27 protein-coding genes and 1 pseudogene are annotated in these 21231 nt (G+C 64.3%); 13 read left to right on the forward strand and 15 right to left on the reverse strand.

The features are described from left to right. Positions 1-17: 17 nt before the first annotated feature. From Cocul_RS05570 to Cocul_RS05585, 4 genes are read right to left on the reverse strand one after another with little or no spacing between them, the layout of a single operon-like run. Positions 18-455 (reverse strand): DUF3592 domain-containing protein, encoded by a 438-nt coding sequence (locus tag Cocul_RS05570; protein WP_055122297.1) that lies wholly within the window; start codon positions 453-455, stop codon positions 18-20. Next, on the reverse strand, positions 452-2080 hold the full coding sequence (menD, locus tag Cocul_RS05575; RefSeq protein ID WP_055122298.1) for a 2-succinyl-5-enolpyruvyl-6-hydroxy-3-cyclohexene-1-carboxylic-acid synthase: 1629 nt from the start codon (positions 2078-2080) through the stop codon (positions 452-454). The genes Cocul_RS05570 and menD overlap by 4 nt, the downstream gene beginning before the upstream one ends. Next, positions 2077-2625, reverse strand: coding sequence for a hypothetical protein (locus Cocul_RS05580; RefSeq protein ID WP_055122299.1), 549 nt, complete (start codon positions 2623-2625; stop codon positions 2077-2079). Before Cocul_RS05580 ends, menD begins: the two co-directional genes overlap by 4 nt. Positions 2626-2630: 5 nt before the next feature. Next, entirely contained in the window at positions 2631-3614 is a 984-nt protein-coding gene (locus tag Cocul_RS05585; protein WP_169786404.1) for an o-succinylbenzoate synthase, read from the reverse strand. 236 nt (positions 3615-3850) lie between these two features. On the opposite strand from Cocul_RS05585, the pseudogene Cocul_RS13150 reads away from it, so the two are divergent. The 5 genes and pseudogenes from Cocul_RS13150 to menE form a co-directional block, all read left to right on the forward strand. Further along, a pseudogene (locus Cocul_RS13150) lies at positions 3851-3955 on the forward strand (type IV toxin-antitoxin system AbiEi family antitoxin domain-containing protein); the annotation flags it as partial. A 240-nt stretch (positions 3956-4195) separates the two neighbouring features. Next, positions 4196-4735: an endonuclease domain-containing protein gene (locus Cocul_RS12810; RefSeq protein WP_245622115.1), complete on the forward strand. Its 540-nt coding sequence runs from the start codon at positions 4196-4198 to the stop codon at positions 4733-4735. Then, entirely contained in the window at positions 4732-5667 is a 936-nt protein-coding gene (locus Cocul_RS05590; RefSeq protein ID WP_055122300.1) for a 1,4-dihydroxy-2-naphthoyl-CoA synthase, read from the forward strand. The genes Cocul_RS12810 and Cocul_RS05590 overlap by 4 nt, the downstream gene beginning before the upstream one ends. Positions 5668-5704: 37 nt before the next feature. Next, entirely contained in the window at positions 5705-6127 is a 423-nt protein-coding gene (locus Cocul_RS05595) for a DoxX family protein (RefSeq protein WP_055122301.1), read from the forward strand. Between the two features lie 29 nt (positions 6128-6156). Then, positions 6157-7296 (forward strand): o-succinylbenzoate--CoA ligase, encoded by a 1140-nt coding sequence (gene menE / locus Cocul_RS05600; RefSeq protein WP_055122302.1) that lies wholly within the window; start codon positions 6157-6159, stop codon positions 7294-7296. Here the strand turns inward: menE and Cocul_RS05605 are convergent. Further along, a complete protein-coding gene (locus Cocul_RS05605) occupies positions 7293-8180 on the reverse strand; it encodes a hypothetical protein (protein WP_055122303.1) in 888 nt (295 codons plus the stop codon). The two genes, menE and Cocul_RS05605, sit on opposite strands and share 4 nt — an antisense overlap. A gap of 235 nt (positions 8181-8415) precedes the next feature. On the opposite strand from Cocul_RS05605, the gene Cocul_RS05610 reads away from it, so the two are divergent. The 3 genes from Cocul_RS05610 to Cocul_RS11865 all read left to right on the forward strand — a co-directional run bounded on the left by Cocul_RS05610 (position 8416) and on the right by Cocul_RS11865 (position 10324). Continuing rightward, positions 8416-8985, forward strand: coding sequence for a DUF417 family protein (locus tag Cocul_RS05610; protein WP_245622116.1), 570 nt, complete (start codon positions 8416-8418; stop codon positions 8983-8985). Positions 8986-9071: 86 nt separating this feature from the next. After that, entirely contained in the window at positions 9072-9401 is a 330-nt protein-coding gene (locus tag Cocul_RS05615) for a helix-turn-helix domain-containing protein (protein WP_055122305.1), read from the forward strand. Further along, the gene (locus Cocul_RS11865; RefSeq protein WP_082422190.1) at positions 9398-10324 is read left to right on the forward strand and encodes an ImmA/IrrE family metallo-endopeptidase; all 927 of its coding nucleotides are present in this window, start codon (positions 9398-9400) and stop codon (positions 10322-10324) included. The genes Cocul_RS05615 and Cocul_RS11865 overlap by 4 nt, the downstream gene beginning before the upstream one ends. A 69-nt stretch (positions 10325-10393) precedes the next feature. Here the strand turns inward: Cocul_RS11865 and Cocul_RS12475 are convergent, their stop codons facing one another. Next, a complete protein-coding gene (locus tag Cocul_RS12475) occupies positions 10394-10534 on the reverse strand; it encodes a hypothetical protein (protein ID WP_160318493.1) in 141 nt (46 codons plus the stop codon). A gap of 512 nt (positions 10535-11046) precedes the next feature. On the opposite strand from Cocul_RS12475, the gene Cocul_RS05630 reads away from it, so the two are divergent. Together Cocul_RS05630 and Cocul_RS05635 are read left to right on the forward strand one after the other, a co-directional pair. Further along, positions 11047-11943: a 1,4-dihydroxy-2-naphthoate polyprenyltransferase gene (locus tag Cocul_RS05630; RefSeq protein WP_055122307.1), complete on the forward strand. Its 897-nt coding sequence runs from the start codon at positions 11047-11049 to the stop codon at positions 11941-11943. A gap of 14 nt (positions 11944-11957) precedes the next feature. Beyond that, entirely contained in the window at positions 11958-12902 is a 945-nt protein-coding gene (locus Cocul_RS05635; RefSeq protein ID WP_055122308.1) for an AEC family transporter, read from the forward strand. Between the two features lie 9 nt (positions 12903-12911). Here the strand turns inward: Cocul_RS05635 and Cocul_RS05640 are convergent, their stop codons facing one another. Then, the gene (locus Cocul_RS05640; RefSeq protein ID WP_055122309.1) at positions 12912-13130 is read right to left on the reverse strand and encodes a DUF4177 domain-containing protein; all 219 of its coding nucleotides are present in this window, start codon (positions 13128-13130) and stop codon (positions 12912-12914) included. 43 nt (positions 13131-13173) lie between these two features. Between Cocul_RS05640 and Cocul_RS05645 the strand changes: the two genes are divergently transcribed. Beyond that, the gene (locus tag Cocul_RS05645; RefSeq protein ID WP_150114388.1) at positions 13174-14823 is read left to right on the forward strand and encodes a hypothetical protein; all 1650 of its coding nucleotides are present in this window, start codon (positions 13174-13176) and stop codon (positions 14821-14823) included. 4 nt (positions 14824-14827) lie between these two features. Here Cocul_RS05645 and Cocul_RS05650 read toward each other — a convergent pair whose 3' ends face one another. From Cocul_RS05650 to Cocul_RS05665, 4 genes are read right to left on the reverse strand one after another with little or no spacing between them, the layout of a single operon-like run. Continuing rightward, a complete protein-coding gene (locus Cocul_RS05650; protein ID WP_055122311.1) occupies positions 14828-15481 on the reverse strand; it encodes an NAD(P)-dependent oxidoreductase in 654 nt (217 codons plus the stop codon). Positions 15482-15491: 10 nt separating this feature from the next. Continuing rightward, on the reverse strand, positions 15492-16364 hold the full coding sequence (locus Cocul_RS05655; RefSeq protein ID WP_055122312.1) for an NmrA/HSCARG family protein: 873 nt from the start codon (positions 16362-16364) through the stop codon (positions 15492-15494). 2 nt (positions 16365-16366) lie between these two features. Then, positions 16367-16717, reverse strand: coding sequence for a nuclear transport factor 2 family protein (locus Cocul_RS05660; RefSeq protein WP_069723577.1), 351 nt, complete (start codon positions 16715-16717; stop codon positions 16367-16369). Then, positions 16707-17123 (reverse strand): DUF6069 family protein, encoded by a 417-nt coding sequence (locus tag Cocul_RS05665; protein ID WP_055122314.1) that lies wholly within the window; start codon positions 17121-17123, stop codon positions 16707-16709. The genes Cocul_RS05660 and Cocul_RS05665 overlap by 11 nt, the downstream gene beginning before the upstream one ends. Before the next feature lie 79 nt (positions 17124-17202). On the opposite strand from Cocul_RS05665, the gene Cocul_RS05670 reads away from it, so the two are divergent. Then, a complete protein-coding gene (locus Cocul_RS05670; protein ID WP_055122315.1) occupies positions 17203-17637 on the forward strand; it encodes a MarR family winged helix-turn-helix transcriptional regulator in 435 nt (144 codons plus the stop codon). Between the two features lie 402 nt (positions 17638-18039). Here the strand turns inward: Cocul_RS05670 and Cocul_RS05675 are convergent, their stop codons facing one another. Both Cocul_RS05675 and Cocul_RS05680 read right to left on the reverse strand, forming a co-directional pair. Then, the gene (locus Cocul_RS05675) at positions 18040-19011 is read right to left on the reverse strand and encodes an enoyl-CoA hydratase/isomerase family protein (RefSeq protein ID WP_055122316.1); all 972 of its coding nucleotides are present in this window, start codon (positions 19009-19011) and stop codon (positions 18040-18042) included. A 104-nt stretch (positions 19012-19115) separates the two neighbouring features. After that, entirely contained in the window at positions 19116-19409 is a 294-nt protein-coding gene (locus Cocul_RS05680) for a DUF4229 domain-containing protein (protein WP_245622117.1), read from the reverse strand. 45 nt (positions 19410-19454) lie between these two features. Between Cocul_RS05680 and Cocul_RS05685 the strand changes: the two genes are divergently transcribed. Then, on the forward strand, positions 19455-19730 hold the full coding sequence (locus Cocul_RS05685; protein WP_055122317.1) for a hypothetical protein: 276 nt from the start codon (positions 19455-19457) through the stop codon (positions 19728-19730). Here Cocul_RS05685 and rfbA read toward each other — a convergent pair. Beyond that, positions 19727-20602 carry a glucose-1-phosphate thymidylyltransferase RfbA gene (gene rfbA, locus Cocul_RS05690; protein WP_055122318.1) on the reverse strand — a complete coding sequence of 292 codons (876 nt, stop codon included), beginning with the start codon at positions 20600-20602 and terminating at the stop codon, positions 19727-19729. The two genes, Cocul_RS05685 and rfbA, sit on opposite strands and share 4 nt — an antisense overlap. Continuing rightward, the gene (rfbC, locus tag Cocul_RS05695) at positions 20599-21225 is read right to left on the reverse strand and encodes a dTDP-4-dehydrorhamnose 3,5-epimerase (RefSeq protein ID WP_055122319.1); all 627 of its coding nucleotides are present in this window, start codon (positions 21223-21225) and stop codon (positions 20599-20601) included. The genes rfbA and rfbC overlap by 4 nt, the downstream gene beginning before the upstream one ends. Between the last annotated feature and the right edge of the window lie 6 nt (positions 21226-21231).

Genomic DNA, 21231 nt, shown 5'->3' on the forward strand with positions numbered 1-21231 from the left:
CTACGAAAAGTTAATCATCAGGTAACAGAATTGCGAACTTTTGGTGAACGGAACGCTGCCCCGGCCGCCCACCACAATAACCCCGCCACCGCCGTGGCGGTAAGCGCCACCGAGACCGCCGGCACCACCGAGAGCGTCCACTCGCGCCCCTCCACCTTCACCAGATCGGGATCGGTGCGCGCGTAGGTCACCCACACGTTTTGCCCCTCGCCCAGGCCCGAGGGATACAACACCCCCGTGGCTGGAAGGTGATACATACCCTGCTCATCCTGGTATTCCACCGTGGTGCGCCAGGGTGTCACCCCCGTGACCTTGGCCAGGGCGCGGCCGGGATCCTGCCCGATGGTGCGATCGTTCAGCCACGGCCCCACCATCATGGCCACGCACCCCAACAACGCCAGCACGTAGACGCCGATCACCGCCTGCCGGGTGCGGTGCACCACCCGCGCGCTCATGGCGACACCCGCAGCGCTCGCTCCAGGGCCGAGTGCAGATCCCGACGGGTATCGCGGCGCGTCCGCGCCTCAATCAACCGGAACCCACCAGCCTCCTCGGCCTCGTCAAGGGCCCCAAGAAGCTCGGAAAGGCTCCCCGCGCGGGCATAATCCACGCCGTAGGCCGCGCAGAGCTCCTCCATGCGCGCCCCGTGCGGGGTGCCGAAGCCACGTTCAAAGGACTCGCGCAGGGCTGGCGCACCCATTTCCAGGGTCTCGAAGATCCCGCCACCATCATCATTGGCCACCACGAGCGTGAGGTTTTCCGGGCGCGGCTCCATCGGGCCGATGAGCAGCCCCCCGGCGTCGTGAAGCAAAGCCAGATCACCCAGCAACGCCACCGTGCGCGGCGCACGCACGGCGGTGGGGTCGGCGGCCTGCGCCGCCAAGGCCAAGCCCACCGCCTGCGAGACCGTACCGTCAATCCCCGCCGCACCCCTCGGGGTGTGCGTATCCACGCCGCTAAAGGGCAATCCCACCAGGGAGGCATCGCGCACGGCATTCGACGCCGCGAGGAAGAGCGCATCACCCACCGCCACGCTATCGGCCACCGCCGCCGCCACGTGCAGGCCCGTGAACCCGTATTCCGAGGAAGCCACCGCCTCGCGCACCGCCTGCGCCGCCATCTCCGAGGCCGCCCGGGTGATCGCATACCAGCGCCCAGGGGTCTGCCCCGTGACCGTTACCCGGCTGGCCACCCGGCGCGCGTGCCGGCCCGGATCCGTGACCGTGCCGGTGCGGCTGAGCACCGTGACCTCCACCTCTGGGTCCTCCAACAGCGCCAGCACCGGGCGGTGCAGCGTGGGATGCCCCACCACGATCACCTGCTCGGGCTTGGTGACGATGCTTTCCTCTCCCCCCTGGCCGCCGATGGCGCCGCTGAGCAGGTGTGCCGCCAGCGGGTGCACCGGGTGAAACGGCGTGGGGGCCGAGGGCTCCGCGATGGTGGGCACCTCTGCGAGTTCCTCCACCTCCCAGGCCTCATCACCGGCGATCACCAGGGTGGGGCGGCCAAGATCCACCCTCGCCTCACCGTGATCCGCCTGCCCGGTACTCGCTTGCCGAGGTTGGTGCGCCTCCCCCTCACGGGCGGGAAGCGCCTCGGGCACCAGCGGTATATCAAAGGCCACATTCAGATGCACCTGGGGGAACTCCGCGAGCGCCTGGCGGATCTGCCCCACCTCTCCCAGGCTTTCCACCTGCACCGTGGGGGCATAAGCCCCGAAGAGACCCACCTGATCGATCGTCTGGCTCGCCCCCGTGCCCACCAACGCCCGAGGACGATCCGCGCTGAGCACCACCAACGGCACGTGCGCCTGCGCGGCCTCGATCACCGCGGGCAGGCAATTAGCCACCGCCGTGCCCGAGGTCATCACCACCGCCACCGGGCGGCGCTGCTGGCGGGCCATACCCAGGGCGAGGAAGGCGGCGCTGCGCTCGTCGATGCGCACGTGCACCCGCAGATCGCGGCGGGCCAGGAGCGCCAACGTGAGCGCGGAATTGCGCGAACCGGGGCACAACACCACGTCCGTAAGATACGGCGCCACCGCCGCGGCCACCTCGCGGGCCAAAAGCGGAGCACTCACAGCTGCGGCTCCTGGTACTGCTGATCCGGGCTTACTTGCTCTCCATCCTGCCCTGTGCCCTGCCCTGAATCGCCCAAAAGATCCTGCAACCAGGACGGCATCTGCACCTCGGGAATGGAGGGAATCTCGCTGGGCAATTCCGGCAGCCGCAAACCAGAATCCTCCGTCACCGTCTCCGTGACCGTCACGGTAGACACCTGCGTCTCCGTCACCATCTCCCGCTGCACCTGCCCCTCTCCGGCGGCGCGCCCCAGAAAGAAGAACACGCCGGCGGAAATCAAGATCGCCGCGATCACCCCGGCGATGGCCATAGCGCTGCCGCCCTTGGAACTCTTCTCCGGCTCCGGGGCGGCCTCCTGAAGATTCTCCGCATACTCCGGCGGGTATCCATCAGCGTAATTCTGATACTGCTGGGTGGAATACCGTTGCTCCGAGTATTGCTGCTCCGGGAAATGCTGGCGGGGCCGCGGGGTAGGGCGGCCCTGATCACCCTGCTCGCCCCGGTTACCCGTGGGGCCTAAATAGCGGGTCTCATTATCATCCATACGGGTCAGTGTAGGTGATCCAAGCACCGCCCCAGGCGCTCGATCCACCACCGCCTGCGCTCCGCCGAGGCCGCCAACCCACGCAACCGCGCCTCCCCGGGGACCACAGCGGCGGTACTCAGGCGGCCATCAACAAGGCGGCGCGGCGCGGCAACGTCCTCAACAAATAGGCTCTGCGTGGCCAACCCCGCCGGGGCCTGCGGCTGCGGCAGGGACGCTGCCGCCACCAACCCGGCGTTCATTCCCACTGCCGTGTCCAGGGCGCTGGCCACGGTAACGCTCATCTCGCACTCCCCCATGTGCCGGGCAATCTCCAGCAATCGCCGCACCCCACCCAGGGGAGCAACCTTGAGCACCGCCACATCCGCCGCGCGAAGTTCCGCCACCCGGTACGGGTCACGCGCTCGACGGATCGACTCATCGGCCGCCACGCGGGTGGCGAGGCCTTTCTCTCTCAATGCCCCCCGCAGAGCCGCCAACTCCTCCACCGTGGCGCACGGCTGCTCCATATAATCCAGCGGGCCCAGGCGACACGCGGCCTCTACCGCCTGGTTAAGGGCCCACCCCCTATTGGCATCCACCCTGATCCGGACTCCAGGGCATGCCTCGCGCACGGCTTCCACCCGCGCCACGTCCTCGCCCAGGCCCTGCCCCTTTTCCACAACCTTCACCTTCACCGTGCGACACCCCGGGTACCGGGCCAACAACTCCGGCACCAGCCGGGGCTCCACGGCGGGAATGGTGGCATTGACCTCCACGAAGTCCTGCGTTGCTGGTGGTAACCCCACAAACGCGGATTCCAGGGCGCCGGCCAACCAGGTGGCGGCCTCCTCGTCCGAATACTCCACAAACGGGGCCCACTCCCCCCAGCCACGCGGCCCCTCGATCAACAGGGCCTCCCTGGTGGTAACCCCCCGGAAGCGGGCCCGCATGGGCAGGGCGACGACATGGGTTCTGTCTAGGAGATCATCGAGGGAGGGCACAGGGATCATGGGGGTCATGGTAGTGGTGCTGGACGCCTGGGGTGCTCATGTTTCTCACAGTGGTGAGGTTGGGTGCTTTTCTTCCGCTTGGTGGCTGGTGGGGTTCACTCCTGTCACACAGTGGCAGAGAAAAGTACATTCACTGTGCTTAGGGGCGGACGCGATTCCCACCAGTCACACACCGGCGAGGAAAATCCGGCTGAACGGAACCACTCACCCCCGTGAAGCCGTCTAACGCACACATGACCGATTTTTGGACTACTCAGGATCTGCGCCGCGCCGGGCTTTCCCCACGTGAGATAAGAAAACATATCGCGCAGGGAACCCTGGAGCGCTTAGCCCACAGCCTCTACATCCGACCCAAGGCGCCTGACCTAACCCGGTTGCGCGCTATTCAGCACCGCTGGCCACACATGGTTTTCTCCGGCCACACGGCGGCCTATCTCTACGGATGGGAGGCACTATCGTGGCCGATTTCTGGGTTATTGCCTCGACGGGGATCTCCCGTCCAGACGGATACGGTGAGGTTGAACAGGGCGTCGATAAGCCGCACGCGGATACAGCAAGGCCTGCGGGTAACCTCCCCTGTGTTTACCGCACAGGGTCTTATTCAGGCATGGCCGCGCGCAAAATTGCTCAATTTTTTGGAGCGCTCTTACTCCGGGCTGGACGGCACCAAAAAGTATGACAAAGATTTCTCCGCGTTAAACCCTGCGGCAAAGAATGTCATGAGGAAAATAACCGGATCGGCTGTCATCGGCGCATCAAGTCAGACGGAACGCCGATTGGCTCATGCTCTATCCAGGGAGAACCTTTTTACCCAATCCAATGTCCGGGTGGGCCCGTATGTGTTTGATCTCAAGGTGGTGGGCTATCCGATTCTGGTGGAAGTTGATGGACAACAGTTTCATACCGCCACGGACGTGTTCATACGGGATCGGTGGAAGTCCAACGCTGCCCAACGAGCGGGGTACTTCATTCTGCGTTACTCCGATACCTGCGTGGATTATGCGCTTGACGATGTGGTGGCACAGATTGTCCACACGGCACGATCCCCAGGTACGCAACTGCCCAGTGATGTCCAAGCAGTACACCAGTGGCACCGCGCCCTACACTCATATCCATGAGTTACAGCACCCAGCAACCCTTTGATCCCCAGCAGTGGCGCGCCGTGGCGGGGTTCGAGGATCTCACGGACATCACCTATCACCGCCACGTGGGCGAGCATCGCCGCGATGGCATCGTGCGCATTGCCTTTGATCGCCCCGAGGTACGCAATGCGTTTCGCCCGCACACCGTGGATGAGTTGTATCGGGCGCTCGATCACGCGCGCCGTTCCCCGGACGTGGGTGTGGTGTTGCTCACCGGCAACGGCCCCAGCGAGAAGGACGGGGGGTGGGCCTTTTGCTCCGGTGGGGATCAGCGCATCAGGGGGCGATCGGGGTATCAGTACGCGGAGGGCGATACCGCCGAGACGGTGGATGAGCAGCGCGTGCAGGTGGAGGGCGGGCGTCTGCACATCTTGGAGGTGCAGCGGTTGATCCGCACGATGCCCAAGGTGGTGATCGCGGTGGTGAATGGTTGGGCCGCCGGTGGGGGCCATTCCCTGCACGTGGTGTGCGATCTGACCATCGCTTCGCGCCAGGAGGCTCGCTTTAAGCAGACGGATGCGGACGTGGGATCGTTTGATGCTGGGTATGGCAGCGCGTATTTGGCTAAGCAGGTGGGTCAGAAGTTTGCCAGGGAGATCTTTTTCCTGGGCCGCGCGTATGATGCCGAGGCCATGCACCGCATGGGGGCGGTGAACATCGTGGCCGATCATGGCAAGTTGGAGGAGGAGGCCATTGCGGTGGCCCGGGAGATTAATGGGAAGTCTCCCACGGCGCAGCGCATGCTGAAGTTCGCCTTTAACCTCACCGATGATGGGCTGATGGGCCAGCAGGTTTTTGCTGGTGAGGCTACCCGCTTGGCCTATATGACGGACGAGGCCGTGGAGGGCAAGGAGGCCTTCTTGGGCAAGCGCGAGCCGGATTGGTCTGGCTTCCCCTTCTACTATTAAGTTGCCGTGAGGGGCCCGAGGGGCTAATTTTGTTGTCGTGTCAATAATTAAAGACTTTGGACTCCTCATCGCCCGCCTGCTCCTGGGCACCATCCTGATCGCCCACGGCTGGCAGAAGGTCACTGACATCAGCGCCACCCAAACCATGTTCGAGGGCATGGGCGCGCCGCTGCCCCAGGTCAGCGCGCTCATCGCCGCCGCCATCGAGTTCGGTGGCGGCATCGCCCTCATCCTGGGTCTGCTCACGCCCCTCGTCGGCGCGTTGGTCTTCCTGAACATGCTGGGCGCCGCGCTCATCGCCCACGTGGGCAACGGCATTCTCGCCTCCGACGGCGGCTGGGAACTTCCCGGCGCGATCGGGGCCTGCGCCCTCGCCCTGGCGGTGGCCGGGCCGGGCCGCATCGCGGCCGACGCCCTCCTCTTCCGCTCCCGCTCCACCGCTGCCGTCGCTAAGGCATAACAGAGGCTTCACGCACTAATCTACGAGGAATGACCGAGCGCATCCTCGAACCCCTCGTCATTCCCAGCGCTAACCCCGCCGCGATCCTGCCCGATCTCCAGGAGGCCATCGCGGGGCAGCGCAGCCTGCTCCCCCTGCCCGATAACGATCCCGCCCGGGCCGAACTTCTGCGTACCACGCAGCGGGTGGGGCAGGAAATTAATCCCGAGGTGGCCCTGGTAGTGGGCACCTCGGGCTCCATCGGCACGCCCAAGGGGGCGGAATTGACCGCGGCAAACCTGGTGAGCAGCGCGGACGCCACGCACCAAGCTCTCGGGGGCGAGGGCACCTGGCTGCTGGCCATGCCGGGGCACTACATCGCGGGGCTCCAGGTTTTGGTCCGCTCCCTCGTGGCAGGCACCGAGCCCATCTGCCTCGACCTGCGCTCCGGGTTTTCCGTACCCGCCTTTGCCCAGGCGGTGCGTCGATTAGCGGGCGGGCGCGCCTATACCTCGCTCACCCCCGCGCAGTTGCTGAAGGCCCTGGACTGCCTGGAGGGCATCGAGGCGTTGCGCACCTTGAGCGCCGTGCTCGTGGGCGGAGGCCCCCTGCGCGCCGCCGACGCCCGCTCGGCCGCCGAGCTGGGTATTCGCGTGGTGCGCACCTACGGCGCCTCCGAGACCTCCGGCGGCTGCGTGTACGATGGCCGCCCCCTGCCCGGCGCGCGGGTGCGCCTGGGCGAGCAGGATCGGATTTACCTGGGCGGGCCGATGATCGCGCGCGGGTACCGCAACGCCCCCGGGCACGAGGCCTTCGCACAGGAGGGCTGGTTTGCCACGAGCGACGCCGGGGCGCTTGACGACGCCGATAGGCTCACCGTGCGCGGCCGGCTCGACGCGGTGATTAATTCCGGCGGACTAAAACTCCACCCCGAGGTGCTAGAGGAGCACCTGCGCAACGTCCCCGGCGTGGCGGAGGTCTGCGTGGTGGGCGTGCCGCACCCCCGCCTGGGGCAGGCGATTGCCGTGGCCTATACCGGCAGCGCGGAGCCCGGAGACCTCGTCGAGGCCCTTGACGATCTACCGCGCTGGCAACTGCCCAAGGAGTTACGGCGCCTCGACGCCTTGCCGCGCACCGGCTCGGGCAAGATCCACCGCGCAGGCGTGGCGAACCTGTTGGCCGGGGACTAATCTTCTCTCCCGCTGATCTCCACCAACCGAGCCACGTCCCGCGGGGTATAGGCCCGCGCTATCTGCTCATCGTTGCCGCCGCCCACGCCGTTGCTTAAGACCAAGGCGCCCAGTTGGGTGGAGGGCACGATGGCAAAGTTCCGCGGGTGGGCAAAGACCTGGCGCACCGGGTGGTTGGAGCGCAGCGCACACAGATGCAGCCATACGTCGTCCGCCGTCGGTGCCACCTCCTGAAACTCCGCGCCCTGCGCCACCACGTACTCGATGAAGGCGGGCGGGTAGCACACACCCGAAACCCCGGTGGCAAAGTGCAACAGGCTGGCCTCGCAGGTATCGGCGGGGCTCCACTTCATGTACGGCAGCATGCGCCCCTCGCTCAGCTCGATGCGGTGGGCACGGTAGGCCACCACCGCGTCCAGGCGCAGGCCGCCGATGGTGAGCAGGCGATCCAGGAACCACTCGGGGTAGATCACGTCATCGTCAATGGTGACCACGCGGGTATCCGTGCCCGCCACCGCGCGAAACTGATTCCAGTACTTCGCGTGCGGCCCCAATCCGCCGTCGCCCCGGCACACCGTCAGTCCCCGCCGCACCAGCCGATGCAGGCTAGGCGGCCAGGCTTCCGGGCGATCGTAATCCTCCGGGTCGAGCCACAGCACGATGGGCGCCCGCCGAGGGCCGCGCGCCACCGATTCAATAGCCAGGAATACCGTGCGCAGGCGGCGGCCGTGCGTGGTCAAGGAGATGAGAACCTCGGGGGCGTCTTGCCCGGTCCACCTCGGAATACGGGAGCGGGAGAAGCGGTTATTCCACCGCAGCGGGATCAGGCGGAAAAGAGTGAAGATGAAACTGACCACCTGGCCGGCAACATACCTGGTCCACATGGTGCCTCCGCCTATCCACGGCCATAGCGCGCGCCATGCCCTCTCGCATCAAAAAAATACCACCCCACCCTACATGCCCCGAGAACCTATATGTGGACGCTACCGTACGTGCCGACGGTGCGTTGCGGTCACCGGCGGCCACTCGGTACAGTATCGGCCTTTGGTGGGGCACATCCGGCCCCGCTATGACTCATGGCCACCCCAAGGAGGGTATTGCTTTAATATGCACACCATATTGACCAAAATTGCCAACCTGGATCGTCTGGGGGCCACCCTCACCAGGCTCGGGCTGGTGATCGTAACCGTGTGGATCGGCGCCCTCAAGATCTTTGACTACGAGGCCCAGGGAATCATCCCCTTCGTGGCCAACAGCCCCTTCATGTCCTGGCTCATGCGAGACCCGGAAAACTACGCGGCCAATAAGATCCCCGAGGGCGCGGCCGACGCCGCCGCCCACGCCTGGCACGAGGCCAACGGCACCTACACCATCGCCCTGCTCATCGGCGGCACCATCGTGACCATCGGCGTGCTCATCGCCCTGGGCTGGATCTGGCCCAAGGTGGGCGTGCTCGGCTCCCTCCTCCTGGTGGGCATGAGCGTGGTCACGCTCTCCTTCCTCGTCACCACGCCGGAGGTATGGGTCTCCGACAAGGGCGGTGGAGAGGGCGGCTTCCCGCTCCTGGTCGCACCCGGCAGGCTGGTGATTAAAGACGCCATCATGATCGGCGCCTCCCTGTGGAGCGCGGCGGACTTCGCCCGGATCGCGGTGCGGCGCAACCAGCAGGCGGGGGTGGCTGAGGGGTAGACCTACTCCTCCCCCGGTGTCCCTCTCGGCTAGGATTGAATCAGTTTTGATAGCAGTGATTCAATCTGGGCCGGGAGGGATATACCATGTCCACCATTCCTACCTCCATCAACCATGCTCTCAAGGCGGCAAAAATCTCACAGCGAGGCCTTGCAGCGCGCACAGGCATATCCCAAACAACCCTGAGCCGCATTATCAGCGGCGACCGCGCCCCCACCATGCCCGAGGTGATTCTCATAGCAGACGCCACAGGGCACACCGTGGCGCAACTGACGGGTACCGCCCTCGAACAACGGGTACAGTATGCGGCACGCACCACCAACAACGCCGACGCGGCCGCCATGCGCGAACGCCTTCTCCACTTCATAGAAATCGATTCCTACCTGGAAGATCAAGGGATCATTGCGGAACAATGACTTCTTCCAACGAACAGCAAGCACAGCGCGCCGCCGAACAATTCCGCCAAGAACATCACCTAGGGGTTCAACCCCTAGGTGATCTCATCGCCCTCATCGAGCAGGCCACAGGCCATGACGTAGCCATACTCGACACAGAACCCGATACCCACGGGCTGGCCATGCGAGATCCTCTGCGAGGAACCGTTTTTATCGGCGTGGCACGCACTCTCAACCCCATGCGGCAACGCAGCACCCTCGCCCACGAACTCGGGCACGTGATATTCAAAGACTGGTACAGCACCACTCATCGCAGACCCGAGGAGATCCGGGCCGATGCCTTCGCCCGCCACCTGCTCATTCCCATAGATGGCCTCCGCGGGTTTCTCGGCAGCCCCATACGCATCACGGAAAAACATCTTTCCTCCGTGGTACAGCACTTTCTGGTTTCTCCATTTATCGCGGCTATCGCCATGCGCAGCGCTGGATACATTTCCCAAGACACCGTGGATCAGTGGCGAAAATACAGCACCGCGCAGCTAGCCACGCGATACGGCTGGAGCGATCACTATTCGGTGTTACAAAAGGACTCTTCCACCACCCGAGCGCCGCAATCCCTAGTCGCGCGCGCCACGGAGGGATACCTCGAAGGAGTGGTATCTGCTCAGACCATTGCTACCCTGCGGGGACTCCCTTTAGCCGACCTCATGCAGGAGTTTCACGAAGCCGGTATCCACCCTTCAACGCATGAGCCTATAGATATTCTCCCCGAGCACCTTCCACCTATTGCCATTGATCTCAGTGATCTAGGTGATGAGGAAAACGCTGCCCCATGCCCCACCGCCCCATCATGGATGCAGGCCCCGGCCTCAACTTCTTTTCCATCAACCAAGAACGTCTACTCCTCAAGACCATCGGCCCCCTTGCCGTCCCCGCAACAGTAGAAGAAGAGATCCTCCGTAAAGCACACCGCGATCAAAGATTCCGTGCTGCTGCGCGCGTATGGAAAAAGATCACTCCAAAAATACATGGAGATCCTCAACGATGAAGCCACTCCCGAACTCGGTGCCGCCGTGCAGCGAATAACAGGGCTTCCCATGCAGGAACGCCGCCGCTCCGGCAAGAATCTGGGAGAGATCATGGTGATCGCCCATGCCGCGATCGCAGCCGAAGCCGGAGGGAACATAACAATCCTCATGGATGATAGCGGTGGCAGAAAAATAGCGGCCACAGAGCAAAGACGCTTGGACCGTCTCCGCAGATACTCCCCGGAAATAGGATCAATTCATCTGTTGAGCACCCTCACCGTGCTCGAAGCAGCTTGCATCCGTAAACACATACCGGATAAGGCCACGCTTCAGATTCTCTATCGACGTCTCCGAGTCCTTGACGATGGGCTTCTACCTTTAACCAATACGAACCTACTCCGACTATCCTGCTGGGACTAAAACAAACTTCTCGGCTCCTAGGGCGGCTGGCAGAAAACGTAATATCCTCGACACGATTATCAACCTGCTCAGCTAGTCTCACGAGGAGCCTCACTGAGTTTCACAGCATTGGTGGGACTCCTCGCCGTTCTTGTGACAATCAAGGTGGACTGTCATAAGCCAGTATCAGCTCCCCCTCCCCGCCCTTCGATCCCAGGCCAAGTGAGACAATAAGGCCCATGTCTTCCTCCCCGCAGCCCCACAGCGCCTCCCCCGCCGATTGGTGGGCCGGCGCCCGCCCCCACACCTGGGCTAACGCCCTAGCCCCGGTCATCGCTGGTACCGGGGCCGCCGCGTTCCAGGGTAGTGCGAGTTGGTGGCGCGCCCTGCTCGCCCTGGGGGTGGCCTGGGCTCTGATTATCGGGGTGAATTACGCCAACGATTATTCCGACGGTATCCGCGGCACCGATGAGGACCGTTCCGGCCCCCTGCGCCTCACCGGCTCCGGCATCGCGGCCCCCCGCGCGGTCAAGCGTGCGGCTTTCCTTTCTTTCGCCGTGGCCGGGGTGCTGGGGGTGGCCCTGAGCCTGAGCAGCAGTTGGTGGCTGATTCTGGTGGGCGCGGGGTGCATTGCCGGCGCGTGGTTCTACACCGGGGGTTCGCGCCCCTACGGGTACCGGGGCCTGGGCGAGGTGGCGGTGTTCGTGTTCTTTGGTCTGGTGGCGGTGCTGGGCACGGAATACACGCAGGCTGGGGCGGCGTCCTGGGTGGGATTGATCTGCGCCGTGGGCGTGGGTTCCATCTCCGCGGCGGTGAATCTGGCCAATAATCTGCGCGATATTCCCTCCGATGCCGCCAGCGGCAAGATCACCCTCGCCGTGCGGATTGGCGACGCCCCCACGCGCCGCCTCTTCTGTGGCCTCGTCGCCGTTCCCTTTGTTGTCTCCCTGTTCCTGGCGGTGTCCGCAACCTGGTGGGCGCTGTTGGGTCTGCTCGCGGTGCCGCTGGGGGTCGTCGGCACGCGCCCGGTGCGCCGTGGGGCCACGGGAGGGGCGCTGATCCCCGTGCTGGGGCTCACGGGGCGGGCTATGTTGGTGTGGTCGGTGGCGATGTTCGCGGCCTTTCTGCTGGCTTAGGAGAGGGGAGCAGGATGATCGGGGTCATCACCGGGTTTGCCATCATCATGGTGGTGATCGCCGTGGGGTACGTGCTGGGGCGCACCAAGATCATTCCGCCGGGCGAGGCGCGCCTCATGCTCAACCGCGTGGCCTTTTATGCCGCCACGCCCGCGCTGCTCTTCACGGTGGTATCCACCTCGCCGCCGCAGGCGTTGTTCTCCCCCGTGATCGCGGTGAGTCTGCTGGCCACGCTGCTCACGGGGGCGGTGTTTCTCGCCGTGGCACGCCTGTTGCCGGGCCGCGAGCAGCACAGTGCGGCGGATACCGCGATGGGCGCGGCGGCGGCATCGTACGTCAATTCCAATAACATTGGCCTGCCGGTGAGCATGTACGTGCTGGGCAGCGCGGCGTATATCCCGCCCATCTTGGTGATCCAGATGGTGTTGCTCACCCCGCTTCTTTTGGCGGTGCTGGGGGCCAGCGGCGCGGGTGCGGGCGGCACCACGCGCGCGGTGCTCGGCGCTGTCCGCACGGCCCTGCTCAGCCCGATTGTGGTGGCGTCGGCGGCGGGGCTGGTGGTGTGCCTGACCTCGATGACCGTGCCCGAGCCCGTGATGGCTCCCCTGGAGATCCTCGGCGGGGCCTCGATCCCCATGATCCTGATGAGCTTCGGTGCCTCCCTCAACACCACCTCGGTGCTCGATTCGCCCAAGGATCGCTCCCGGGTGCTCCTGGCCACGGGGCTCAAAACCCTCGTCATGCCGCTGCTGGCCTGGCTGCTGGCCCTCGCCCTGAGCTTGGAGGGGCAGGAGCGCTACGCGGCGATCATCCTGGCCGCGCTGCCCACCGCGCAGAACGTGTACAACTACGCCGCCACGTTCCGCAAGGGCACCATCGTGGCGCGCGATACCGTCATGCTCACCACCTTTGCCTCGCTGCCGGTGATGCTGCTGATCGCAGCACTGAGCGGCAGATAAGCACAGAGGCTACAGGCTCTCAAACACCAGGGTGGCCTGCACCCGGTCTCCCCCACCCCAGCCCTTACTGCCGGAGGAGGAGGTGGTGATGGTGTGCAGCCGGTATCCCTTGGCCGCCTGCTTGTTTATCACCGATTCCAGCTCTGAGATATTCCCGGACCCCGTACCCAATAATTTCTCCTTGAGTAACACCTGTAGCACCACGTACTGCTTATTTTTATCGCTCATTGCCTCATCGTATCCCCATCGCCCTTTTTGCTACCGTGGCTGCGTGTCCGCCCCACGCCGCATGCGCAACGTCGCCCTCACACCCCGCATCGCCCTCGCAGCACTCTTGGTCATCGGCGTGCTCGTGCGCACCGCAGTGGCGGCCCAAGGCTGGTTCTACTATGACGATCTCACCCTCTTTGCCCAGGCCAGAGAGCATCGTTTCCCCGATCTCACGCTGCTGTTAAGCCCGCACGATGGTCACCTCATGCCCGGTTCCTGGCTCATCGTCTGGTCCTTGGCCCATGCCGCGCCCCTGAACTGGCCGGCGGCGGTGTTCGCGCTGGCGGTGGGGAACCTGGCGGCGGGGGCGGCGGTGGCCTGGGCTTATCGCCCGCTAAGCCGCAGCCTCCTGCCCCTGGCCGCGTACCTGTTCACTCCCCTCACTTTGACCACCTCCACGTGGCTGGCGGCGGCCGTCAACACGCTTCCGCTGCACGCGGCGCTCGCCCTGTGCCTGGGGGCGGGGCTTCGCGCCACGCGGGCGTCATCAAGCAAACAATCCGCGCGCTGGGCGCTGCTCTCCGGCGCGACGCTGCTGGGCGGGGCGCTTTTTAGCGAGCGCGCCCTCTTCTTCGCCCCCGTGGTGCTACTCATGCTGCTGTGCTGTGGGCTGCTGCGCGGCATGGCCCCGGCCTGCCGGGCTTTTCTCTCCCTCGGTCTGATCCTGCCCACCCTCCTGTGGGGTGCGGTGTATGCCCTGGCGGTGGGCGATCCGCGCACCTCCCCGGCGAATCCGCTGCCGTTTTTCTCCCACGGCTACGGGCTGGGGTTGCTGCCCACGCTGGCCGGAGGCCCCTGGCATTGGGAGCGCTGGCACCCCGGCCCGCCGTGGGCCGCCCCGCACGCCGGGGTGATCCTGCTGGGGGCCGCGGCCGGGTGCGCGCTCCTTGCCCTCACCGTGCGCCGCGCGGGCGCGTGGGTTCCGGTGGTGCTTTATCCTCTGCTGCCTTTTCTCGCCCTGGCGCTGGCGCGCTCGGGGCCGGATACCGCCTGGGAGATCACCCAGACGCTGCGCCACGTCAGCGAGGTGGCGGTGCTCGCGGCCGTGGCCCTTGCCTATAGCCTCCCCTCGCCGCTGCCGAGGATCGCGCGGGGCCTTGGCCTGGCGTGGCTGGTGTCCAGTCTGGTGAGCGCGGTGGCCTTCGCCCACTCCTGGGCCCAACAGCCCAGCCGCGACTTCTTCCACGGGCTTGACGCCGCACTTGAGCAGTACGAGGCTCCCCTGCTGGATCAGGATCTTCCGCTGGAGGTTCTGCTGCCCGTCACGCACCCCTACAATCGGCTTTCGCACTACAGCGACCGCGTGGCCAGCGCCACCCCCGAGCCGGTGATCGTCGGCGCGGACGGCTCCCTGCGCCCGGCGCAACTCCACGAGATGCGCGCCACGGTGTCCCCGCAGCAGTGCGACTCTGCCCCCGAGTTAGCCCTCGACGGCCCCCTCATCGACCGCGAGTGGGTGGTGCGCCTCAACTATTTCTCCCCCGAGCACACCACCGGCACGCTGGCCCTCGACGGCGCGCCCGTCACCGTCCCCCTGGAGCCCGGCCTGCACAGCACCTACGTGCAGGTAAGCGGGGGCGGCACCCGCCTGCTTATCGACGCCCCCGGCGTGTGCCTAAGCCGCAGTTCCGTGGGGGTGCTGGGGGAATAGTGGATCAGGCGGGGGTGGCGGCGCTGATGAGTTCGCCGTCCCACTGGCTGGTGAGCGCGGCCTCGATCATCACCCAGGCGGCATCCTCGTAGGAAACGGACATGCCCGCCACCCTGTTCACCCGCACCGTGGAGGCTACCTCCGGGCTGCGGTATCCCACAGAGGTCATCCGCCCCGGGCAAAAGATCACGTAGTTCACCCCGGCTGCACGGATCTCATCGATGCACACTTGGTGCGCCCGATAGATCTTTTCCGCGTTAAAGCGCACGGAGCCTTCTTTGCCACTCATATTGCTTAAATACGCGGGCGTCACGCCGTCCTCGGCCATAAGGTTCGTGCCACCGGCGGGCCACAAGAGTTTCTGCACGCCATTGCACCTCACCGCTTGCGCCATCTCCCGGGCCATCTTCCTGTGGGCTCCATTGCCCGAGATCACCACGTCAATCCCCTGCATGGCCTCGTCTAAGGCTGCGGTATCGGTGGCATCGCCCACCGTGATCTTCTCCAAGTGATTCAGCGTTTCCGCGCTGAGGCGGCTTCGGAGTTTAGCCTCATCGCGCACCATCACGCTCACGCGGGCTCCGCGCTCCAGGGCCTCATACACCATGTGCTCGCCCAGGCCGCCAACTCCCACGATCAGGATATTCTGAGCCATCATCGTATCCCCTCTAACGAGCGCCCGCAGCCCAATTAATAGCCGCAACCCAGCTCTTGAGGTCAAGCACCTCGGGGTTCAGCCGACGGGTGGCCTCAAAGTCTGCCTGGTAAGCCGGGAGTTTGGTGAACCACTCAAACATTGTGGCGGCGTCGCCCATTCCTGCCAGGGTTTCCAGCGGCAATTCCTCATAACGTGCGGGGAGCCCCATGGCCTGACCAAAAATCTCCGCCAGCTGCGGTCCCGTGAGTTCATCTCCCGCGATTTCTACGCTCGCGCCCTCTACCTCGGAACCACCGAGGAGGATGGTCGCGGCCGTGCGTCCGATGTCCTGGACGGCCACCATTTGCAGGGGGATATCAGCCGGAAGGGGCTGGCGCACCACCACGGTTCCGTCCTCCACGCTCACGCCCATGCCCAAGAGGTTTTCCATGAAGAACACCGGGCGCAGGAACGTGGCGTGAATACCCAGCGATTCGATGTACTCCTCCGCCCTGCGCTTGCTCTCAAAGTGGCCGATCCCCGTGTGTCGCTCGGCGCCTCCCACGGAGCTAAACACCAGGTGCGGCAGGCCCACGCGTTGCGCAGAATCCGCCACGGCCTTACCCGTGGACACCTCAAAGTCCGTGCCGCCGGGGCCACCCATAGTGGTCATAGCAAAGGCGGCGTCCGCACCAGCCAGCACGGAATCGATGCTCTCCGGCTTGGTGAGGTCACCTGTAACAAGCTCCACCCCGCGCGCGGCCAGCGCCTGCGCTTTCTCACTCTCAGGGTTACGCACCAGGGCCCGGACTGTCACACCACCACGCTCCAGCAAAGCGTTCACCACAGAACCACCCTGCTGGCCGGTAGCACCAATAACCGCAATCGTAGAAATAATAGACATTGTTATTCCTTTCCAAAAACAGCATGCGCATCAAAGGTAATCCGCACGCGATTAATTAATCCGTTTTCCACATGAACCCAATTAGCCACAGGGGAACCCTCGTCCCCATAGGTGTGATAAAGGTCGAACCAGGTGAGCACATCTCCCCCATCATTCCACCTTTTTATCACGTCAATCTTGCGCGTGATAGAGGAGATATGCCCGAGCGCCTGCACGTACTCATCCGATCCCCGGATCACCCCCAGCGGACCCACAACGTCCACGTCGGGGTGAAGTATTCCACGCAACAGGGAGGAATCACGCTCTCCCCATGCCCGGAAATACATCTCCACTACAGAGTTTCTATCTTCCATTATTCATCACTCCAAACAGACTCATTCCCCAGAACCAGGCCGCGCCGGCAACAACATGCATAGCGGCCAAGGAAAATGCGGTTGCCATATCTTCCGAAAGGAAGAATGGGCTAGGAATGGATAGCACTGCAACAAGCAGCCCCAACCATAGGGCGATTTGAATAAAAGCGGGGAACCTTCTCCCCACCAACAGTGTCAACCACCGCGCAAACACCAACGGGAACAATGTGGATAAGACAACCATGAGGGCGGTGATCTCCGAGTAACCAGAGGAATTAATCCTCATGGAAGCGCCGACGCTAACCGACAGAAAGAACAACGCCGCATTAGCCACTGTGGCGGCGAGCGCCACCGCAAGATACCGGCCGCTCCACGACCATCCCTGTACGACCCTCTCCTTGGCCATCCTCACCACATCCTTCCGAGTTGGATGACTAAAAAATAATTGACTACTCAATCTTTGTCAAACCATGTATGCTTGCGGCATGAACACTAACCCCCCTGACCTCGCAGAATCCCGGGACCTGGCCCGCATGATCGTGACCGTGGCCGAGCAGGCCCGTTCCTCTTTTGCCACCGCAGTAGCCCCCCTAGGCCTCCCCGTCCACCTCGCCCGCACCGTGATCCTCTTGAATACACCCCGATCCATGCGCGAGATCGCCACGGAATTAGCCTGCGACCCCTCCCACGTCACCGGCATCGCCGATCAACTAGAGCAGCGCGGCCTGGCCACCCGAATACCCGGCGCAGACCGACGAGTCAAAATGCTTAAGCTCACCACAGCGGGTTCCGAGCTACAACAAGAACTCTCCGAGGCCGTGCGCAGCCAAGGCTCGTTTGCCCACCAGCTAAGCCCCGAGCAAAGAGCGCAACTACGCGGCCTTCTTCACGCACTACTAGAACCAGGGAATCCCACCTAGAGGCTCTTACCATCGAGAGGAGATCGTTTTAGTCTAAAAGGCATCATCCTCACTAGGAGGAAAATAAGGGAATCCCCACCCGCCCCCCCTAAGACAGGTGAGGATTCTCGGTGAGGCTGGATAAGGTTGATAAGCCAAGTAACGCCGTCACGGATATATCCTGCGAGGACGCTGGCTACAACACGACCCAGAAACCATCGCAGAGAACCGTCATCCTCGCGGTAGTTCCTCTTCTTTGACAGGGTCACCTTCCCTACCTGTGATGGAGACTGACACCACAGGGTTTGCACTGGAATCAGCGCGCTGATCTAACACACATAATTTTAGATCCAAAAAGAACAACCATCTAAAAGAAGCCCCACCCCGGGGACTCCTTCCTATTTCCTGGCTACGGCAAGCCGATTACCCCTCTCCCGACTCCCGAATAGCGGCGCGCACCGTCCCCTCGCGCAGAGCGGCCTCATACCCACCCGGCTGGTACAGCGGGAGTTCACCGGCTCGATCAGTGGCCGCCATGTAATTGAGCATTCCCGCCTGCCCCTCCTGGGACAGGGCCGTGGCCAGGAACTCTGCGCGCTCCATGTGCAGGCCGGATTCCAGATCATCGGAACCACCAAAGTAGATGGAGCGCTTGATCGCGGCCAACGAGGTCTTGGCGCGGCTACCCAGACGCTCGCCGTAGGCAATGGCGGTGTCGATGAGTTCTTCCGGCGAGACCACCGCGTCCACCGCGCCAATTTCCAGGGCCTCCGCTGGGGTAAAGGGCTTGCCCTCCAAAACAGCCATGAGGGAGCGGTGGGTGCCCACGAGCCTGGTAAGGCGCTGGGTGCCGCCGCCACCGGGCATGATCCCAAAGAGCACCTCGGGCTGACCGAGCACATGGTCACCCTCGGCGAAGATGCGGACGTCATTAGCCCAGGCAAACTCCGCGCCCAGGCCGAGCGCCGAGCCGTTGAGCGCGGCAATGAAGATCACGCCGCTGCGGTTCATCTTCAGGAAGGTCTCGTGCGTGCGCTCCAGTTCGATGGCGGGCCACAGCGGGGTCTTGCCCACCACGGACTCCATTCCACCCAGGTTATTCACGCCGCGGGCCACGCTCGATAGTGCCGAGGCCCCCTTAACCCCCACCGAGGGGACCGTCGCGCCGCCCTCCTGCAACCACCGCACTTCGGCGTGCCCTATGAAGCGATCCGGGTGGGTGCCAGTGAACACCACGGCATGGATATTGGGATCCTCATCGGCTCGGTCCACAACCTTTTCCAGTTCCTGAGCCAGGATCGGGCCGAACTCCTGCAATTCACCCCCGTCCATGTGGGCGAGGAGGACGGGACCGCGTTCCTCCACGGTGATCTTGCCGGTTGCCTTGCGTGCCATGCTTGCGCCTTTCGGGATATTTTTCAGTGGGCTGCGTCTCAACCATATCTGAGTTTATATTATAAACTCAGATATTTCCAGTACCCCTCAAAGCGCTCGCGCAACTAGCGTTCGGACAACTCCTGCGCGATCCACTCCTTGCGCTCGCGGCGGCGCTGCGCCCAGGCCGCCACCGCCTGGTTGGCCTCCACCCGCATCGTGGGAAAGATGAGCATGGAAAGCGGGAAGGCGATCAGGAGCGCGCCCGTGGCCGAGGCCAGCAGCGGGAAGGGGCTGCCCACCAGCCACGCCACCGTGTGAATCACTGCGGTGAGCGCCACAAAGAGGCCCAGCCGGGCCAGTCCGTACTTGAGCAGGGCACGGTTGGCGTTCTTGCGCAGCAGTTGATCGTCACTCACCTCCCCCACGCTACTATGGGGACAACGTCAAGGAGGAATGGATACGTGGGCCGTCTGATACTCGTTGCCTTAATCGTGATCGCGGTGGTGCTGCTGTGGAAGGCCTTTGGTCCCGGCACCTGGAACCGCCGGGGCGCGCTCCGGCGGCCGCCTCAGCCTCCCGTGATTAAGGGCCCGGACGATGATCCCGATTTCCTGTGGAACATTGACAAGCAGCGGTTCAAGGAGCGCCGCGCCCGCGAACAGGCGGAGGAGGCCAGGAAGAAGGAAGAGGAGCGGCGGCGCAAAACCACCGAGGAGGACGGCCCCGAGGCCGATTAGCCCGCCGCGTCCCGGCGCAGAATCTCGCTCAGGTATTCCCCGTAGCCGGAGGCCCGCAGGCGCTCGGCGCGTTCCCGCAGTTCCTCGCTGGTGATGTAGCCCATGCGCCAGGCCACCTCCTCCGGCGCGCCGATCTTCAAACCCTGGCGCTGCTCGATGGTCCGCACAAAGTCCCCGGCGGCCATGAGCATGTCCACGGTGCCGGTATCCAGCCAGGCCGTGCCGCGCGGCAGCACCTCCACGTGTAGTTCACCACGGCGCAGGTACTCGTTATTAATATCCGTGATCTCTAGTTCCCCCCGCGCGCTGGGGGTGAGGTTTCGCGCGATCTCCACCACGGAGTTGTCATAGAAGTAGAGCCCCGGCACGGCGAAGTGGGAGCGGGGGTTGCTCGGTTTTTCCTCCAGGGAGGTGGCTCGCCCTTGCCCGTCGAAGGAGACCACGCCGTAGGCCTGGGGGTTGGACACCCAGTAGGCAAAGATCGCCCCCCCGCGCACCTCGGTGTAGCGGCGCAGTTGGGTGCCCAGCCCCGCGCCGTAGAAGATGTTGTCTCCCAGCACCAGCGCCACGGAGTCGGTGCCGATGTGCTCGGCGCCGAGGCGGAAGGCGTCGGCAAGCCCCCAGGGGGAGTCCTGGGTGGCAAAGGTGAGGCGCACGCCAAACTGGGAGCCGTCCCCCAGCAGGCGCTCGAACTGGGGGCGATCCTGCGGAGTGGTGATGACCAGGATGTCCGTGATGCCCGCGAGCATGAGGGTGCTCAGGGGATAGTAAATCATGGGCTTGTCATACACCGGCACCAGTTGCTTGGATACACCGAAAGTAATGGGGCGCAGCCGTGAGCCCGTGCCGCCGGCGAGGATGATGCCCTTCACAGCCCGGCCTCTTCATTGGCCACGGCCCAAGCGTTGCGCAGGTCGGTATGATACGCCCGGCATTCCTCCGCGCTGGGCAGCGTTCCCCGTTCGCGCGCCTCGGCCAGGCTGGGGGCCTGGCGATCCTTCGCGGAGAGCAGCGCCTCCCCCGCCGGCCACTCGATCCCTATCTGTGGGTCGTAGGGATCGATGCCGTGCTCTACCTCCGGCTGGTACTCCGAGGTGGTCAGGTACACCACCGTGGCGTCGCTGAGCGCGAGGAAGCCGTGGGCAAAACCGGCCGGAATGTACAGGCCCCGGCGGTTCTCCTCGCTGAGCTCGAAGCCCGCCCACCTGCCGAAGTTCTCCGATCCCTCCCGCACGTCCACCAGCACGTCAAAGATCGAGCCCGCCGCGCACATCACCAGTTTTCCCTGCCCCGGGGGCACCTCCGCGTAGTGCAGTCCGCGCAGCACCCCCGCCGTGGAGGTGGACAGATTGGCCTGCTGCACGTCCAGGGGGTAGCCCGTGGCCTGCTCGAACTCGCTGGCCTTGAACCATTCGTGGAACGTTCCCCGCTGGTCGGGATAGACGGTGGGCACCAGGCGCAGTGCGCCCTCACATCCTGCTACGGGTTCAAACATGCCCGC

It is taken from the genome of Corynebacterium oculi (genome assembly GCF_001412105.1).
Lineage (GTDB): Bacteria > Actinomycetota > Actinomycetes > Mycobacteriales > Mycobacteriaceae > Corynebacterium > Corynebacterium oculi.

Coding starts and splice junctions, on each gene's coding strand:
- menE (WP_055122302.1), top strand. CDS start 6,157: ATGACCGAGCGCATCCTCGAACCCCTCGTCATTCCCAGCGCTAACCCC.
- Cocul_RS05655 (WP_055122312.1), bottom strand. CDS start 16,364: ATGTCTATTATTTCTACGATTGCGGTTATTGGTGCTACCGGCCAGCAG.
- Cocul_RS05570 (WP_055122297.1), bottom strand. CDS start 455: ATGAGCGCGCGGGTGGTGCACCGCACCCGGCAGGCGGTGATCGGCGTC.
- Cocul_RS05615 (WP_055122305.1), top strand. CDS start 9,072: ATGTCCACCATTCCTACCTCCATCAACCATGCTCTCAAGGCGGCAAAA.
- Cocul_RS05675 (WP_055122316.1), bottom strand. CDS start 19,011: ATGGCACGCAAGGCAACCGGCAAGATCACCGTGGAGGAACGCGGTCCC.
- Cocul_RS11865 (WP_082422190.1), top strand. CDS start 9,398: ATGACTTCTTCCAACGAACAGCAAGCACAGCGCGCCGCCGAACAATTC.
- Cocul_RS05635 (WP_055122308.1), top strand. CDS start 11,958: ATGATCGGGGTCATCACCGGGTTTGCCATCATCATGGTGGTGATCGCC.
- Cocul_RS05665 (WP_055122314.1), bottom strand. CDS start 17,123: ATGGCCAAGGAGAGGGTCGTACAGGGATGGTCGTGGAGCGGCCGGTAT.
- Cocul_RS05650 (WP_055122311.1), bottom strand. CDS start 15,481: ATGATGGCTCAGAATATCCTGATCGTGGGAGTTGGCGGCCTGGGCGAG.
- Cocul_RS05630 (WP_055122307.1), top strand. CDS start 11,047: ATGTCTTCCTCCCCGCAGCCCCACAGCGCCTCCCCCGCCGATTGGTGG.
- Cocul_RS05640 (WP_055122309.1), bottom strand. CDS start 13,130: ATGAGCGATAAAAATAAGCAGTACGTGGTGCTACAGGTGTTACTCAAG.
- Cocul_RS05660 (WP_069723577.1), bottom strand. CDS start 16,717: ATGGAAGATAGAAACTCTGTAGTGGAGATGTATTTCCGGGCATGGGGA.
- Cocul_RS05605 (WP_055122303.1), bottom strand. CDS start 8,180: ATGTGGACCAGGTATGTTGCCGGCCAGGTGGTCAGTTTCATCTTCACT.
- Cocul_RS05580 (WP_055122299.1), bottom strand. CDS start 2,625: ATGGATGATAATGAGACCCGCTATTTAGGCCCCACGGGTAACCGGGGC.
- Cocul_RS05670 (WP_055122315.1), top strand. CDS start 17,203: ATGAACACTAACCCCCCTGACCTCGCAGAATCCCGGGACCTGGCCCGC.
- rfbC (WP_055122319.1), bottom strand. CDS start 21,225: ATGTTTGAACCCGTAGCAGGATGTGAGGGCGCACTGCGCCTGGTGCCC.
- Cocul_RS05590 (WP_055122300.1), top strand. CDS start 4,732: ATGAGTTACAGCACCCAGCAACCCTTTGATCCCCAGCAGTGGCGCGCC.
- Cocul_RS12475 (WP_160318493.1), bottom strand. CDS start 10,534: ATGGGCGATCACCATGATCTCTCCCAGATTCTTGCCGGAGCGGCGGCG.